The sequence below is a fragment of the Pseudomonas chlororaphis subsp. chlororaphis genome, from assembly GCF_003945765.1.
Classification (GTDB): Bacteria; Pseudomonadota; Gammaproteobacteria; order Pseudomonadales; family Pseudomonadaceae; genus Aquipseudomonas; species Aquipseudomonas chlororaphis.
The window spans coordinates 343,186-357,979 of sequence record NZ_CP027712.1 but is presented as its reverse complement, the minus strand read 5'-3'; the positions used below and the strand labels follow the sequence as shown (position 1 = coordinate 357,979).

Genomic DNA, 14,794 nt, shown 5'->3' with positions numbered 1-14,794 from the left:
TCCCGTTCGAGACGTTTTCCATGCCTTCACTGCCCTGGCGCGACATCGATACCGTTCTGCTGGATATGGACGGTACCTTGCTGGACCTGCACTACGACAACCACTTCTGGATGGAGCACCTGCCCCAGCGCTATGCCGAGCTGCATGGCGTCAGCCGCGCCATGGCGGAAATGGAACTGCAGCCGCTGTTCGAGCGTAACGCCGGACAGTTGCAGTGGTATTGCCTGGACTTCTGGAGCGCCGAACTGAAATTGCCGGTGCGCGAACTGAAGCTGGAGACCGCCCACCTGATCGCCCTGCGCCCGGACGCCGATACCTTTCTCGCGGCGATCAAGCAGGCTGGCAAACGCGTGGTGCTGATCACCAATGCGCACCGCGATTCGTTGTCATTGAAGTTGGAAAAAGTCGAGCTGGCGCCCTATTTCGAGCGTTTGATCAGTTCCCACGATTACGGCTTCGCCAAGGAGAACCCGCAGTTCTGGGATGCGTTGCAAGCGGATATCGGCTTCGATCCGGCACGCAGCCTGTTTATCGACGACACCCTGCCGATCCTGCGCAGCGCGCGGAATTTCGGCGTGGCTCATCTATTGGCGGTGAGTGAACCGGACAGCCGCAAGGGGCCGAAGGACACGGCGGAGTTTGCCGCGCTGGGGGATTATCGAGCATTGATCGAAGGGTTGTAGAGCAATCCTGTAGCCGCTGCCCCAGGCTGCGATCGACCGTGAAAGGGTCGTAGCGATGTTGATCGCCAAAGGTCCTTCGGACCTTATCGCAGCCTTCGGCAGCGGCTACAGACCGAGCATTACTCGGGAATGCGCAGTACCTGGCCTGGATAGATCTTGTCCGGGTGCGACAGCAGCGGCTTGTTGGCCTCGAAGATCTTGTTGTACTTGTTGGCGTCGCCGTACACGGCCTTGGAAATGGCGCTGAGGGTGTCGCCTTTTTTCACGGTGACGAAACGCGCGGCAGCCGCCACAGGGCCGGTGACGGTGATCTGGTCGTCGACGCTGCCGACACCTTCGATGTTACCCACGGCCAGCAGAATCTTTTCCTTCTCTTCCTGGCTGGCCACTTCACCGGTCACGATGACCTTGTCGCCTTCCACGGTAGCCTGGACGTTGGGGTTACCCAGGCCGACCTTGGCGATGTGGTCCTTCAGCTGTTCGCTCGCATTGGCGTTACCCGGCGTCAACAAATCGATAAGCTTTTCGCCCGCTTCTTTCACAAAGCTAAAAATACTCATGGTGCACACTCCTTGGGTTTAATAGGTCCAGACGCGAAAGACTAGACCAGCCTTGAGAGACGAGGTTCAAAATCGACCGATGACGCTGTGCACGGCAAGCACGCTAGAATCGCCTCCCCCCGCGCCCAGGAAGCGAAGATGGACATCAAGCAGCTGAAATTCCTCATCGCTCTCGACGAAACCCGCCACTTTGGCCAGGCCGCCGCGCGCTGCCACATCACCCAGCCGACCCTGTCCATGCGCCTGCGCAACCTCGAGGAAGAACTCGAGCTGCCGCTGGTCAACCGCGGCCAGCGTTTCGAGGGCTTCACCGCTCCGGGGGAACGGGTGCTGGCCTGGGCCCGCAGCGTGCTGGCCGCCTACGACGGGTTGCAGGCCGAGGCGGCCGCCTGTCGCGGCAATCTGGTCGGCACCCTGCGCCTGGGGGTGGTACCGCTGTCGAGCTTCGACCCGCTGCCACTGATGCAGCGCCTGCACCAGGCGCACCCGAATGTGCGCTTCGAGTTGTCGGCGCTCAGTTCCGAGCAGATCCTCGAACAGCTGGCGAGCAATCGCCTGGATATCGGCGTTTCCTATCTGGAGCGCCTGGACAGCGAACGCTTCGAATCCCTGGCCCTGGGCGAAACCCGCATGGGCCTGCTCTACGACCAACGCTTCTTCAGCTTCGGCGAGCAGCCCCTGAGTTGGGAGGCGGTGATCGAACTGCCGCTGGGCATGCTGACCAGCGGCATGCATTTTCGCCAGTCCATCGACCATAACTTCCACAGTCGCGGCCTCACCCCTCAACCGCTGCTGCAGACCGATGCCGTGCATCAATTGCTGCAAGCCGTACATGGTGGCCTGTGCTGCGCGATCATGCCGCTGGACGGCGGTCTGGAAGCCCTCACCGAACACCTGCGCCTGCAACCCATAGCAGACGCCAACACCCTGGCGCACCTGGGCCTGATCATGCGCCGCAGCGCACCGCGCTCGGCCCTGGCCGAGGCGTGCTTCGCCCTGCAGCAGAAATCACCGAGCGAGTCTTGATCGACGGCATCTATCGGCACATCAGTACTAGCAATTAGACGCGACACTTTGACGCGCTTAGTCTTAGGGCTGGATATTCCGCCGGTGATGCCCCATGAAACCCCAGCGCCCGGCTTGCGCGACGCCCACTGCGAAAACGCCCGCGCCCGCCGCCAGTCAGAACTATTGCTACAGCAACCTCGACCACACGGAATCGGCCAGCACCGCGCTCGCCGAGGAAGTTGCGCTGGCGATCGCCTATAACGGCATCAGCCAGGCCGTGATGCTGGTCACCCCCAGCGACCTGGAAGACTTCATCGTCGGCTTCAGCCTCGGCAGCGGCATCATCGGCGACGCCTCGGACATCTACGACCTGCAACTGAGCGGCAGCGGTTCGGCCCAGTACGCCCAGGTGCAGATCTCCAGCCGCGCCTTCTGGAACCTCAAGCAGCAACGCCGGCAACTGGCCGGCACCAGCGGTTGCGGCCTATGCGGCGTGGAAGCCGTGGAACAGGCCCTGCCGGACCTCAAGGTGCTGCCCGGCGCGCCATTGCCGCCGGCCCAATGGCTCGATGGCCTGCGCCAGCGCATCAGCGCCTTCCAGCCCCTGGGCCAGCACTCCGGTGCGGTGCATGCGGCGGTGTTCATGAACGCCCAGGGCGAGCTGCTGCTGGGCCGTGAAGATATCGGCCGGCACAACGCCCTGGACAAGCTGATCGGTGCGTTGATCCGCCAGAACATACCTACTGCCGGCGGCGTGGCCATCGTCACCAGCCGTTGCAGCCTGGAACTGATCCAGAAAGTCCTGCGTGCCGGCATCCAGACCCTGGTCAGTCTGTCGGCGCCCACCGGCCTGGCCCTGCAATGGGCACGCCGGCACAACCTCAATCTCATTCACCTGCCGCAAAAAAGTGCGCCACGGGTCTATAGCCCTGCGATGGAGAAACAAGCGTGACCACTCATCACCAAGCCGACCAGACACCCACCCCGCGCTACAAGCCCTACAAGGGCCCGGCCGGCGGCTGGGGCGCGCTCATCAGCGTCGCCCAGGCCTGGCTGACGAGTGACAACGCCCTGAAAAACCTGCGCATGATGCTCAAGACCAACCAGAACGGCGGTTTCGACTGCCCGGGCTGCGCCTGGGGCGACTCGCCGGAAAGCGGCATGGTCAAGTTCTGCGAGAACGGCGCCAAGGCGGTGAACTGGGAGGCCACCAAACGCCGCGTGGATGGCAAATTCTTCGCCAAACACAGCGTCAGCTCGCTGCTGGAGCAGAGCGACTACTGGCTCGAATACCAGGGCCGCCTGACCGAGCCCCTGAGCTACGACGCCGAAACCGATCGCTACAAGCCCATCAGCTGGGAAGCAGCTTTCGCCCTGATCGGCAAGCACCTGCGAGCACTGCCTAGCCCGGACATGGCCGAGTTCTATACCTCGGGCCGCGCCAGCAACGAAGCGGCGTACCTGTACCAGCTGTTCGTGCGTGCCTATGGCACCAACAACTTCCCCGACTGCTCGAACATGTGCCACGAAGCCAGCGGCGTGGCCCTGGCGCAAAGCGTCGGCGTCGGCAAAGGCACCGTGACCTTCGACGACTTCGAGCATGCCGATGCGATTTTCGTCTGGGGCCAGAACCCCGGCACCAACCACCCACGGATGCTCGAGCCGCTGCGCGAAGCGGTGAAACGCGGGGCCCAGGTGGTGTGCATCAACCCGCTGAAAGAACGCGGCCTGGAACGCTTCCAGCATCCGCAGCACCCGATCGAAATGCTCACCAACGGCAACAAGCCGACCAACACCGCCTACTTCCGCCCGGCCCTGGGCGGCGACATGGCGGTGGTGCGCGGCATGGCCAAGTTCCTCCTGCAATGGGAACGCGACGCCCAGAAGACTGGTGCGCCGGCGGTGTTCGATCACGACTTCCTCAACGAACACACCGCCGCCGTGCTGGATTACCTGAGCGTCATCGACGACACCCCATGGGACGACATCGTCGAGCAGTCCGGCCTGACCCTGGTGGAGATCGAGCGCGCGGCGCGCATGTACGCCAAGGGCAAGAACGTGATCATGTGCTGGGCCATGGGTATCACCCAGCATCGCCACTCGGTGCCGACCATCCAGGAAATCGCCAACCTGATGCTGCTGCGCGGCAATATCGGCCGTCCGGGCGCCGGCCTGTGCCCGGTGCGCGGCCACAGCAACGTGCAGGGCGACCGCACCATGGGCATCAACGAACAGCCGCCGGTGGCCTTCCTCGACGCCCTGGAGCGGCGCTTCCAGTTCAAGGTGCCGCGCGAGAACGGCCATAACGTGGTCGAGGCGATCCACGCCATGCTCGAAGGCCGTTCGACAGTCTTCATCGGCCTGGGCGGCAACTTCGCCCAGGCCACCCCCGACAGCCCGCGGACCTTCCAGGCCCTGCGCAACTGCGACCTGACCGTGCAGATCAGCACCAAGCTCAACCGCAGCCACCTGGCCCATGGCAAGGAAGCACTAATCCTGCCGTGCCTGGGCCGTACCGACATCGACCTGCAGAGCGAAGGCGCGCAAGCGGTGACCGTGGAAGACTCCTTCAGCATGGTCCACGCCTCCAACGGCCAGTTGCAGCCGCTGTCGCCACAGATGCGTTCGGAGCCGTCGATCCTCGCCGGCATCGCCGCCGCCACCCTGGGCAGCCATCCGGTGGACTGGAACTGGCTGGTGGCCGACTACAGCCGTATCCGCGACCTGATCGCCGACACCATTCCCGGCTTCAAGGACTTCAACCAGCGGGTAAAAAACCCTGGCGGCTTCTACCTCGGCAACTCGGCCGGCGCGCGGCGCTGGAACACTCCATCGGGCCGCGCCAATTTCCGCCCGAACCTGCTGCCCAAGGATCTGGTGCACGAACGCACCCGCGCCACCGGGCAGTTGCCGGACCTGATCATGCAGTCGATGCGTTCCCACGATCAGTACAACACCACCATCTACGGCCTGGACGACCGCTACCGTGGCGTGAAGGGCCAGCGCGATGTGCTGTTCGTCAACGAAGCCGACATCATCCGCCTGGGCTTCAAGCCGGGGCAGAAAGCCGACATCGTGTCGTTGTGGGATGACGGCCGCGAGCGTCGGGTCAAGGGTTTCACCCTGCTGGCCTTCGATATTCCGGCTGGGCAGGCCGCGGCCTATTACCCAGAGGTGAACCCGCTGGTGCCGCTGGAAAGCATCGGGGACGGCAGCTACACCCCGACCTCGAAGTTCGTCGCGATCCGCCTGGAAGCGGCCAGCGACAGCGGCTTGATCATGGCCCGGTCGGCCTGATCGACGAAATCGCTGACCCTGTAGCCGCTGCCGCAGGCTGCGATAAGGCGCGCAGCGCCTTCCTGGGTCCTCAAGAGCAACGTCTCCTACGGAGCCGATCGCAGCCTGCGGCAGCGGCTACGATCGGCGAGGTGTTCCAGCGAAAGCGAAATCGCAGGCACAAAAAAGGCCGCCTCCATCCAGAAGCGGCCTTTTCCAAGTAGCTACAGACTCGCAAAAACGGGATAAGTTCCCTACTAAAAACAATAAGTTACGAGATTGTGTACAACTCGTGCTATTCGTCGGATTTCGATTGTAAGCGCCTCAACACAGCCTCAGGATCGCGCCGTCATCCCTTTGAGGCTCCTCTATGAAGTTCTCCTCGATTCTCTTGTTGTCCCTTGGCCTGGTCAGCGGCGTCGCCTCTGCCGGCGGCACCACAGAAGCAGGTGTGGGCGGCGCATTGGGCGGGGTTCTAGGCTCGGTCGTCGGTCAGTCGATTGGTGGCAACACCGGTTCCACCATCGGTGCCGCACTGGGCGGCGCGGGCGGCAGTGCCGTGGGTGCCGACAGACGCAGCCGTGGCGAAGCCGCTATCGGTGGTGCGCTGGGCGCAGCCGGCGGTAACGTGGTCGGTCGCAGCGTGGGGGGCACCACTGGCAGCCTGATCGGCGCAGCCGCGGGCGGTGGTGTGGGTGGCGCACTGGGTAACCATATGGGCAACTCCAGCGATCGTGACGATCGCCGCTACCGCGACTACGACGACGACCGTCGCTACTACCGCGACGGCCATCCGGGTCGTGGCCATGCCTACGGGCATCGCAAGCACAAACGTCACTGGCGCGACTAAGACCTGAAACGGTCGCAACCCGCTGACACAAAGACCGCAGCCTGACGGCAGCTCCTGCCAGACAGGGTTCATCACCCCCGGGATGAACCCCAAGGAGCCGCCCGAGCTGCGGTCTTTTTTGTGCTTACACCAGCAAGCGTTCCAGCGCTCCACGCAGCCCGGCGGGAATCCCTACCGGCTGATTCGATGCCCGATCGACGAACACATGCACGAAGCGCCCCGCCGCGCAGGCATCGGTTTCCCCCGCCTTGAACACCGCCAGCTCGTACTGCACCGAACTGTTACCCAGTTTGCCGACACGCAGGCCGATCTCGATGCGCTCGGGGAAAGCGATCGAGGCAAAGTAATCGCAGGCCGAACTCACCACGAAGCCCACCACCTCGCCGTCATGGATATCCAGGCCACCCTCCTCGATCAGGTAGGTGTTCACCGCCGTGTCGAAGAAGCTGTAGTAGGTGACGTTATTCACATGACCGTACACATCGTTGTCGTGCCAGCGCGTGATGATGGGCTGGAAGTGGCGGTAGTCAGCGCGTTGCGGCATGCGGTCGGTCATTGGCGGGTTCTCGAAGGCGAGGTGTCTGGAAGGCGACCATGACGGGGTCGATCCGGCGACGCCTATTTCAACCGATGGCCCGGTGATCGGCAAACCCTTTGCCTGCCCGCACCAGCTCGTCAATCAACCGCGCCGGCTTCCAATGCACGCCCGACTCGGCTTGCAATCGCAGCAACCCTTGCTGGATGGATACCAGCCCCTGCCCGTCCGCCCAGCTCATCGGCCCGCCCTTGTCCGCCGGGAAGCCATAACCGTTGAGGTACACCAGGTCGATGTCGTGGGCCGAGCCGGCAATGCCTTCCTCGAGAATCTTCGCGCCTTCGTTGACCAGCGCCAGCAGGCAGCGCTCGAGGATTTCCTCGGGACCGATGTCGCGACGACGGTAGCCCAGGCCTTCGCTGACTTCCTGAACCAGGGCATCGACCTGCACATCGTGCTCGGCCTGACGACTGCCGGGCTCGTAGTGGTAATAACCCTTGCCACTCTTCTGGCCAAAACGACCCGCCTCGCACAGGCGATTATCCACCTGCACTTCGTGCGCCTCCTGGCCTTTGCCGGCCAACTGCCGGGCGCGCCATTCCAGGTCGATGCCGACCACGTCGTACATGCGGAACGGGCCCATGGCAAAACCGAAGCCCTGCAATGCGGCATCCACCTGATAAGGGAAAGCCCCTTCCAGCAACATCTTGCGCGCCTCCAGCACATAGGTGCGCAACATGCGGTTGCCGATGAATCCAGGGCAGTTGCCGGACACCACACTGACCTTGCCCATGCGCTCGCCCAGCACCAGCGCGGCCTCGAGCACCTGCGGCGCAGTCGCGGCGCCCCGCACGATTTCCAGCAGCTTCATGATGTGGGCCGGGCTGAAGAAGTGCAGGCCCAGCACCTGTCTTGGGCGCCGGGTGACTGCGGCGATGGCGTCGATATCCAGCGCCGAGGTATTGCTGGCGAGGATCGCCCGCGGCTGGAGCAGGCCATCGAGTTCGCGGAAGATTTGCTGCTTCAGCTCGAGGTTCTCGTAGATCGCCTCGATCACCAGATCCACATCGCGGATCGCCGGATAATCCGCCGCCGCGCTTATCCGGGCCCGGCGCGCATCGGCCTCTGCCTGATCGATCCGCCCCTGACGCACATTGTGTGCATAAGTCTCGGTCACCGCTGTCAGCGCCTGTTCGAGCATCTGCGGATTGTTGTCCACCCACTGCACCACGACCCCGGCATTGGCCAGGCACATCACGATCCCGCGGCCCATGGTCCCGGCACCGATCACCGCGGCGCGCTGAATATCGATCTGGCTCATAGTGGCTCCCCTGTAGGTGGCTCAAAGACGCAAACCACCATAATCAGGCCCAGGACATTTTTGAAATTTATTCCTGTGATGAGCGGCATTCAGCAGATGGATCGGGCAGGTATCAATCCTGGAGATGATGTTCGGCCCAATCGCGCACTTCGGCGTAGGGATAATCCTCGAGCACCGCGAAACCCGGGATCGACCGCGCCTTGAGCTTGGTGAACAGCGGCACGCTGATCCCACACAGGAAACGCGTCAGCCGTTCCGCCCCTGGAACCGTACCGCTGTATTGGTGGTGCCTGTGGATAAATTCGCCACACAGCGCTTCGAAGTTTTTATCCACAAGCGCGGGCAAGGCTGGCGGCTCCGGCAGGCGGGCCACCTGGCCATGGCATACCGAGCAATGCCCGCACCGCCGCGGTGCCTGGTCGTCGCCGAAATACTGCGCCAGGCGATACCCAAGGCACTGCTCGGTGGCGAACAGTGCGAGCATCGCGTGGATCCGCGCGATCTCGCTGCTTTCGTGCTGTTTGAAGTAGGCATGCAGTTGCTGGCTCAGGGTAGCGGCATCGAAGCCCGTCTCCAGCAGGTTGTAGACCTCGGTCATTTGCTTGCTTTCCAGCTCGACCCAGCCCTTTTCTTGGAAGTAGTCCAGGGCCTTCACCACCCGGTTACGCTCGGCCTGATGCTGCTGATACAGCGCGTCGAAATTCACCGTGGCCCAGGTCCGGGCACGGCTGGAGGTCTCGATGATCGCCGCCACGAAGTCTCGGCGCTCACCTTCGAAACGCGCTAGCAGCGCCTGCGGTTCCTCAAGGAACTTGAAGCGGTATTCGGCGAAGTAGGCGTAACGCGGCGCGATCAGGCCGCGCAGCTCCAGCTGCACCAGCAAGGTCTTGAGCGGCAGCTGGCGGATATTGCTCTGGTCCGCCAGCGGCCCCAACAGGAACTCCCACTGCCCGTCGGGCGCCGCACCCTGCAACTCGTCCAGCACACAACGAATGCCTTCCAGCTCCGGCGTGTCGCCGTAGACGAAGTTTTCCAACACGTTGAGGCTGTCGCGGTTGGCCAGCACCAGGCAGTCCGAAGGCTGGCCATCACGCCCCGCGCGGCCAATTTCCTGGCTGTAGTTCTCGATGGATTTGGGCAGGTCGAAATGCACCACATTGCGGATGTCGCTCTTGTCGATGCCCATGCCGAAAGCGATGGTGGCGACGATGCAGTTGGACTGGCCCGCCATGAACTGCCGCTGGATGGCCTCGCGCTGCTCATGGGGCAGACCGGCGTGATAAGCCTGGGCCTGGATGCCGTTACGACTCAGATGCTCGGCGATGTGCTCGGCGGTTTTCTGCAAGGTGACATAGACGATGCTCGGCTGACCGGGACGCTCGCTCATCCACTGCACCAGGCGCCGGCGCTTGTCCGGGCCGCGCACCGGCGCTACCAGCAGGTTGAGGTTGGGCCGGTAGAAACCGGTGGTCACCACATCCTGCCCGGCGATGGCGAATTTCGCCTGCATGTCGGCGATCACCTTGGGCGTGGCGGTAGCGGTCAGTAGCAGTGCCTGGGGAATATTGAACTGGCGCTGGTAGTCCGGCAGCTTGAGGTAGTCGGGGCGAAAGTTATGGCCCCATTCGGAGATGCAGTGCGCCTCGTCCACCACCAGCAGGGAGATCCGCACCTGCTGCAGGAAGTTGCGAAAGCGCTCGTTCTTCAGGCGCTCTACCGAGATCATCAGGATCTTCAGCTCACCGGAGCGCGCCCGCGCCATGACCTCGTTGGCGCCATCGCGGCTCTGCGCCGAATCGATGCTCGCCGCGGCGATGCCGTGCCGCTGGAGGAACGCCAGCTGGTCCTGCATCAGCGCCAGCAACGGCGAGACCACCAGGGTCAGGTGCGGCAGCAGCAAGGCCGGCAGCTGGTAGCACAGCGACTTGCCGGAGCCCGTGGGAAAGATCGCCGCCGCCGAGCGCCCGGCCAGCACCGCACTGACCGCCGCCTCCTGGCCGGGACGGAACTGTGGGTAACCGAAGACCTGTTCGAGGGTGTTGTGCATGAGCTGTCACTCCTTTGACCGCTGACGTGCCTTGAAGCCTAGCGCGGCCAGTCAGCGGGTCGAGAAAAGGTCGGGAGGAAAAGGATACGGGATGATACAGGGGGACGGAGAACGGCGTTCGGCTGGGGATGACGCGGAGTTTTTCAGGGTGTATCGCAAGCCATCGGGCACCGGTCGATGCGCAATGGCTCGCGATGAAAATCGTGCTCTTAGCGCGTCACGCGGCAATCCACCCACTTCACGCCATTGCTCTTGTTCGCGGCGATCAGCGCCGGCACTGCGGCAGGCGCCTTGTTGTGAATATCGTGGAACAGAATGATCCCTCGCCGCCACAGCAGCATCAGCGTCTGCACCCGCTGGCTCGCCGCGCTGGCGCTGATGCTCTTGCTCCAGTCCTGGGAGTCGACGCCCCAGAGCATCACCTTGATGCCCTGGGCCTTGAAGAACGCCGGGCTGTCACTCGAACGCTGGCCATAAGGCGGACGGAACAGCGGCTGGTAGTCATCCGGCAAGGTGCCGCGCACCAGGGTCGCGGAACGGGTGATGGACTGCTGCCATTCGCTCCAGGCGCTGTGGGACTTGTGCGCCCAGCCATGCAGGGCAACGCACTGGCCGCTGTACAACTCGCGCATTTGCGCCGGCGACGATTTGCGCAGACGCGCCTGGAACGGTTCGCCCAGGACGAAGAACAATCCGTGCAGATCGTTAGCCCGCAGCACGTTGGCCAACGTATCGGTGTGGCCGCCCGCGGCTGTCGGGCCGTCGTCGAAGGTCAGCAGAAACTGCCGATCCGCCAATTCGTCGCCCATCAGCTCGGCGCTGTCGAAACGCTCGATCTCACTGCTGATCTTCGGAAACAAGGCCGCCAGGCGCAGCTGTTCGTTCAGATACTGCTCATGAAACTGGCGGCTTGCCTGGGCCCAGGCGTCATAGGCCGGGCTGACCGTCCCGGTGAAGCTCTGGGCCAGTTGCCGCAAGTCATCCAGGTTACGCACCGGCGGGCAGAAGGCGGCACCTTCACAGTCCTGGCTGGCGCTGTGGTAACTGCTGAGCAGGCGTATCCAGAAACGATCGCGCACTTGCTCGACCGAATGATGGTCCAGCGCCTTGACGCCCAGGCGCTGCTTGAGGCTGATATCGTCCAGCGTCTCGCTGGCCAGCAGGGCCTTGCCGAACATCAGGATTTCCGCGCGCGAGGCGGTATCGAAACCCACTTGCGTGGCCAGCGAACCCGGCCAGGTGCTGCGGTCGATAGTGGCGAACACCATCGGGCCGGCAGCCTGGGCAACGGCCGTCCACAGGGACAACATCAAAGCAACAACCAGAACCCGCATAACAACCTCCATAAATGCATAACGCGCCGTGGGACGGCGCGTTATGGGGGTCAGATCAACACCCGTGAATCAACGGTTTTGCACACGCTCGATGGCTTTGTCGTACACCGGGTTGGCCTTCTGCTGCTTGGCCAACTGATAGTGACGCAGGGCATCGGCAAACTGGCCGGCCGCTTCGTAGATCCGCGCGATGTTGTAGTAGGAACTGGCGCGCACGGTGGCCGCCGAGTTGCCGCTGGCCAGGGCGATGGCCTTGCGGTTGGCCCAGATCGACTCGGCAGTGTTGCCGGCTTTCTGATAGGCCAGGCCGAGGTTGCTGTAGGCCTGACCGTAGCCGTTGTTCAGCTCGATGGCCTGACGGTAGAAGTCGATGGCTTGCTGCAGGTTACCGGCGTGGTAAGCCTCTTCGCCCTTGCGGTTCAGGGTTTTCGCATCGACTTGCGCGCTGCTGCTGACGGCGACAGCGGCCACTTCCACTTTGTCGTCGAGCAGCGGCGATACTTCGTTCAGCACGTCCTGCGCGTCGACGGTCACGCCGCTGAGGGTGTTGATGTCCTGGAAGTCGCCATTGCCGGTCATGCGGAACACGGTCCACAGGTTACCGCTGCGGTCCTGCGGCACGTAGTAAGTGCGCACCAGCGACTGGCCCATGTACACGAACACCTTGGCCTGGCTGGCAGAGAGCTGGCGGGACGCCGGGCGGCTCTGGTTGCTGTAGTCATGCACCGCGTACACATAGCTTTCGCCGTAGTGTTTCTTTTCCAGGGTGATGGTTTCCGGGCCGTAGCTGTCGACATCGTCGACGTCCAGGTGGGCGTCATCGCCTTGCTGGTTGCGGAAGTAGATGTTGTTGCCCGGGAAGATCATGTGCGAATCGAGATCGCTAGGGTTCGCGCCCCAGGTCAGCACCACGCGCAGACCGTCGAGGTTCTGCATCACCGGGCTGATGGCATAGGTCATGCCGCTGCACGGGCACTTGACCACCAGGTTGGAATAGCCGGGTTTCTTGATGATCAGCAGGTTGCTGGGGTCATCGGCGAAGTCGGTGGTCAGGGTCACCTGGCCTTGAGCATTGGTACGACCGACCACGCTCTGTGCGCCATTGCGCTGCACCAGCACTTCGGCGTCGGCGATCTTCTGGTCCTTGACCACCGCACTCAGCACCTCGACCGGCAACTGCTGCGCCGTCACCGAAAACGCCAATGCCCACAACGAAAAAATCGAAGTCACGCGAAACAATCGCATACCTAATTCCCTTTAAGTGTATGAAGTCGGCACCCAAAGGTACCCGGCAGATTTCGCGCGCACGATACACAGTTTTTTCGGGATTTGCTTGCTAATCCATTGGGAAAGATGGAGGCTGCGGGAACCCCTGAAGTTTGCTGAGGGGCCGGGATGGCAAAACCTTTTCAGACAGATTTGAAACCGGGCAAACCATTAGCCGCTCGCCACTCCTTCACTATCCGTGTGATGCCTTCGGACGAGCCATCGGCACCGTCCTCTGGGTAGAAAATCAGATCGGAGCCTGCTGGGTCTTCTCTCAACTTTTGGAAATGGGGTACAAGCGCATCCACTTCTTTTTCAGTGCCCCTCCGAAAATACTCAGCCATTAGCTGTCAGTTGGAAATCGTATGCGCAGAGATCAAATTTCTTCTCCGTGATCTTTTCAAACTCCACCAACTGCTCTGCACTCAGGTCATAGCCTTCCCAACCTTGAGGGTCCACTGTCCAGCCCATGATCTCTTTCACCCGCTCGTCACAGTCGGCCGGCAGCTCTACGTCAAAAACCAACATCTCGGTTTTCTTGTCAAAAGCCTCAACGAGAAACTTCATGGTTCTACGCTCCTTGCTTTGTCGGCTGCTTTAGTTTGCTCACCAGTAAGCGGATCAAATTCGCCAAGATGGCGGCCGTGCTTGTCATACATTTCAACTGCGCCATGTTGAAAGTCCCATTCTAAAATGAGTCCTTTTGCCGTTTTCCATCGCTTACGCCGCCCACCACCTCCTTGGACAGAAGTTTTCCGCTTTGCCCTAATAGCATCAGGAAAGCCAGGCAAGGCGCTCGGTGCAGGAACATATCCTGATACCGGTGTGCTCAGCACAATGTACAGCGGCTGAACTCCAGACCCCGGCGGAAACACCAAAATAAAATCCCGATACTCCGGCGGATAAATTGGGCTGACGATGATCCGTTCCGCCGCTTCCGTCGGCGGGAAAACCCAGATCGGTGGTGTCTGTGGCGCCGCTTCCAGCGGTGGTATCCCTGCGGTGCTCGAGGGGTCCACCGCTGGAGTCCAGATAAGGGTGATGCCATCACCCAGATCGGCCACTTGCTGCTCATCACGAACCTCGAATTCAGCCACCGGAATCATTTCCCACTCGCGGCGCCCCTGGGTGTTGAAACCGTAGCCCTTGAGGCTGCCATCGGCCTGCTGTTCGACCCGCAGTCGTAAGCGGGTGCGGGCCTGCTTGAGGTTGCGTAGTTGCTCTTCGCTGTACAGCGCGCCGTCACCCAAACTCGATGGAGCGAGCAAGGCCACCAGCCCCAGCAACGCACCGGCCGCCACGCCCGAGGAAATCAGCCCCAGGCCACTGCCGGTGGTACCAGAACCCACGGAGACACCACCCAGGGTCAAGGCACCGAGATTGGCCGGCAGCGCACCGCTGATACGCCTGAGAGGCACGCGCCCACCCGCCTTGACCTCGCGCCCCCCCAGCAGCGTCAACGCGCCGTAATTCGCCACCGAATCAGTGGGTATGAAGCCCGTCGGGGTGACGTAGTCGATGATTGCGTTCGGCAGCTTGCAAGACTTGGCAAATACACAACCGACGGGCGTTGGTTGCGATTCCACCTGTGTGCTCGGCAGCCGCTCTTCATAGACCTGCTGACGAGCGAGCATCTGCTCGTAACCCTGCTGCGCCTCATCACGCTCGGCCAATTCGCTCGCAGTCATATCGCGCAGGCGACGATAACCACCGCCGTCAGCGTCGTAGTGCTGCCATACCTGGGGCACATCCTTGTTGCGGGCCATAGTCCTTTGCTCGGTCGCCTGGGAAACCCCGGCCTTCAACCGGGGGATCTCACGTTAACCAGTGCGAGGGGACCTTGGCTGTCAGGCAAATCCGAGCTGGTCGAGCGACTTTTCTTTTTCGTTCATGCCCTGCGATTGGCCCTAAACG

14 protein-coding genes are annotated in these 14,794 nt (G+C 62.3%); 5 read left to right on the top strand and 9 right to left on the bottom strand.

Annotated elements, in window-relative coordinates; all coding sequences use genetic code 11:
* The first annotated feature begins 20 nt into the window (after positions 1–20).
* Complete coding sequence (gene yrfG, locus C4K27_RS01560) at positions 21–683, top strand: GMP/IMP nucleotidase (protein ID WP_053259276.1); 663 nt, start codon at positions 21–23, stop codon at positions 681–683.
* Positions 684–802: 119 nt separating this feature from the next.
* On the opposite strand, the gene lysM is transcribed toward yrfG, so the two are convergent.
* A complete protein-coding gene (lysM, locus tag C4K27_RS01555; RefSeq protein WP_007931719.1) occupies positions 803–1,243 on the bottom strand; it encodes a peptidoglycan-binding protein LysM in 441 nt (146 codons plus the stop codon).
* Positions 1,244–1,381: 138 nt separating this feature from the next.
* On the opposite strand from lysM, the gene C4K27_RS01550 reads away from it, so the two are divergent.
* The 4 genes from C4K27_RS01550 to C4K27_RS01535 all read left to right on the top strand — a co-directional run bounded on the left by C4K27_RS01550 (position 1,382) and on the right by C4K27_RS01535 (position 6,377).
* Positions 1,382–2,269: a LysR family transcriptional regulator gene (locus tag C4K27_RS01550; protein WP_007931721.1), complete on the top strand. Its 888-nt coding sequence runs from the start codon at positions 1,382–1,384 to the stop codon at positions 2,267–2,269.
* 94 nt (positions 2,270–2,363) lie between these two features.
* Entirely contained in the window at positions 2,364–3,203 is an 840-nt protein-coding gene (fdhD, locus tag C4K27_RS01545; RefSeq protein WP_038582969.1) for a formate dehydrogenase accessory sulfurtransferase FdhD, read from the top strand.
* On the top strand, positions 3,200–5,548 hold the full coding sequence (locus tag C4K27_RS01540) for an FdhF/YdeP family oxidoreductase (RefSeq protein WP_009041713.1): 2,349 nt from the start codon (positions 3,200–3,202) through the stop codon (positions 5,546–5,548). Before fdhD ends, C4K27_RS01540 begins: the two co-directional genes overlap by 4 nt.
* Before the next feature lie 349 nt (positions 5,549–5,897).
* Entirely contained in the window at positions 5,898–6,377 is a 480-nt protein-coding gene (locus C4K27_RS01535; RefSeq protein WP_009041712.1) for a glycine zipper domain-containing protein, read from the top strand.
* Between the two features lie 124 nt (positions 6,378–6,501).
* On the opposite strand, the gene C4K27_RS01530 is transcribed toward C4K27_RS01535, so the two are convergent.
* The 8 genes from C4K27_RS01530 to C4K27_RS01495 all read right to left on the bottom strand — a co-directional run bounded on the left by C4K27_RS01530 (position 6,502) and on the right by C4K27_RS01495 (position 14,646).
* Entirely contained in the window at positions 6,502–6,933 is a 432-nt protein-coding gene (locus C4K27_RS01530; RefSeq protein ID WP_053259275.1) for an acyl-CoA thioesterase, read from the bottom strand.
* 67 nt (positions 6,934–7,000) lie between these two features.
* Positions 7,001–8,233: a 3-hydroxyacyl-CoA dehydrogenase gene (locus tag C4K27_RS01525; RefSeq protein WP_053259274.1), complete on the bottom strand. Its 1,233-nt coding sequence runs from the start codon at positions 8,231–8,233 to the stop codon at positions 7,001–7,003.
* A gap of 112 nt (positions 8,234–8,345) precedes the next feature.
* Positions 8,346–10,280 carry a RecQ family ATP-dependent DNA helicase gene (locus C4K27_RS01520; RefSeq protein ID WP_053259273.1) on the bottom strand — a complete coding sequence of 645 codons (1,935 nt, stop codon included), beginning with the start codon at positions 10,278–10,280 and terminating at the stop codon, positions 8,346–8,348.
* Positions 10,281–10,489: 209 nt separating this feature from the next.
* The gene (locus C4K27_RS01515; RefSeq protein WP_053259272.1) at positions 10,490–11,614 is read right to left on the bottom strand and encodes a polysaccharide deacetylase family protein; all 1,125 of its coding nucleotides are present in this window, start codon (positions 11,612–11,614) and stop codon (positions 10,490–10,492) included.
* A 69-nt stretch (positions 11,615–11,683) separates the two neighbouring features.
* Complete coding sequence (locus C4K27_RS01510; protein ID WP_053259271.1) at positions 11,684–12,859, bottom strand: tetratricopeptide repeat protein; 1,176 nt, start codon at positions 12,857–12,859, stop codon at positions 11,684–11,686.
* 164 nt (positions 12,860–13,023) lie between these two features.
* A complete protein-coding gene (locus C4K27_RS01505) occupies positions 13,024–13,224 on the bottom strand; it encodes a bacteriocin immunity protein (RefSeq protein ID WP_081002206.1) in 201 nt (66 codons plus the stop codon).
* On the bottom strand, positions 13,217–13,447 hold the full coding sequence (locus C4K27_RS01500) for a DUF7683 domain-containing protein (protein WP_009041706.1): 231 nt from the start codon (positions 13,445–13,447) through the stop codon (positions 13,217–13,219). Before C4K27_RS01500 ends, C4K27_RS01505 begins: the two co-directional genes overlap by 8 nt.
* Complete coding sequence (locus C4K27_RS01495) at positions 13,444–14,646, bottom strand: colicin E3/pyocin S6 family cytotoxin (RefSeq protein ID WP_053259537.1); 1,203 nt, start codon at positions 14,644–14,646, stop codon at positions 13,444–13,446. The genes C4K27_RS01500 and C4K27_RS01495 overlap by 4 nt, the downstream gene beginning before the upstream one ends.
* Between the last annotated feature and the right edge of the window lie 148 nt (positions 14,647–14,794).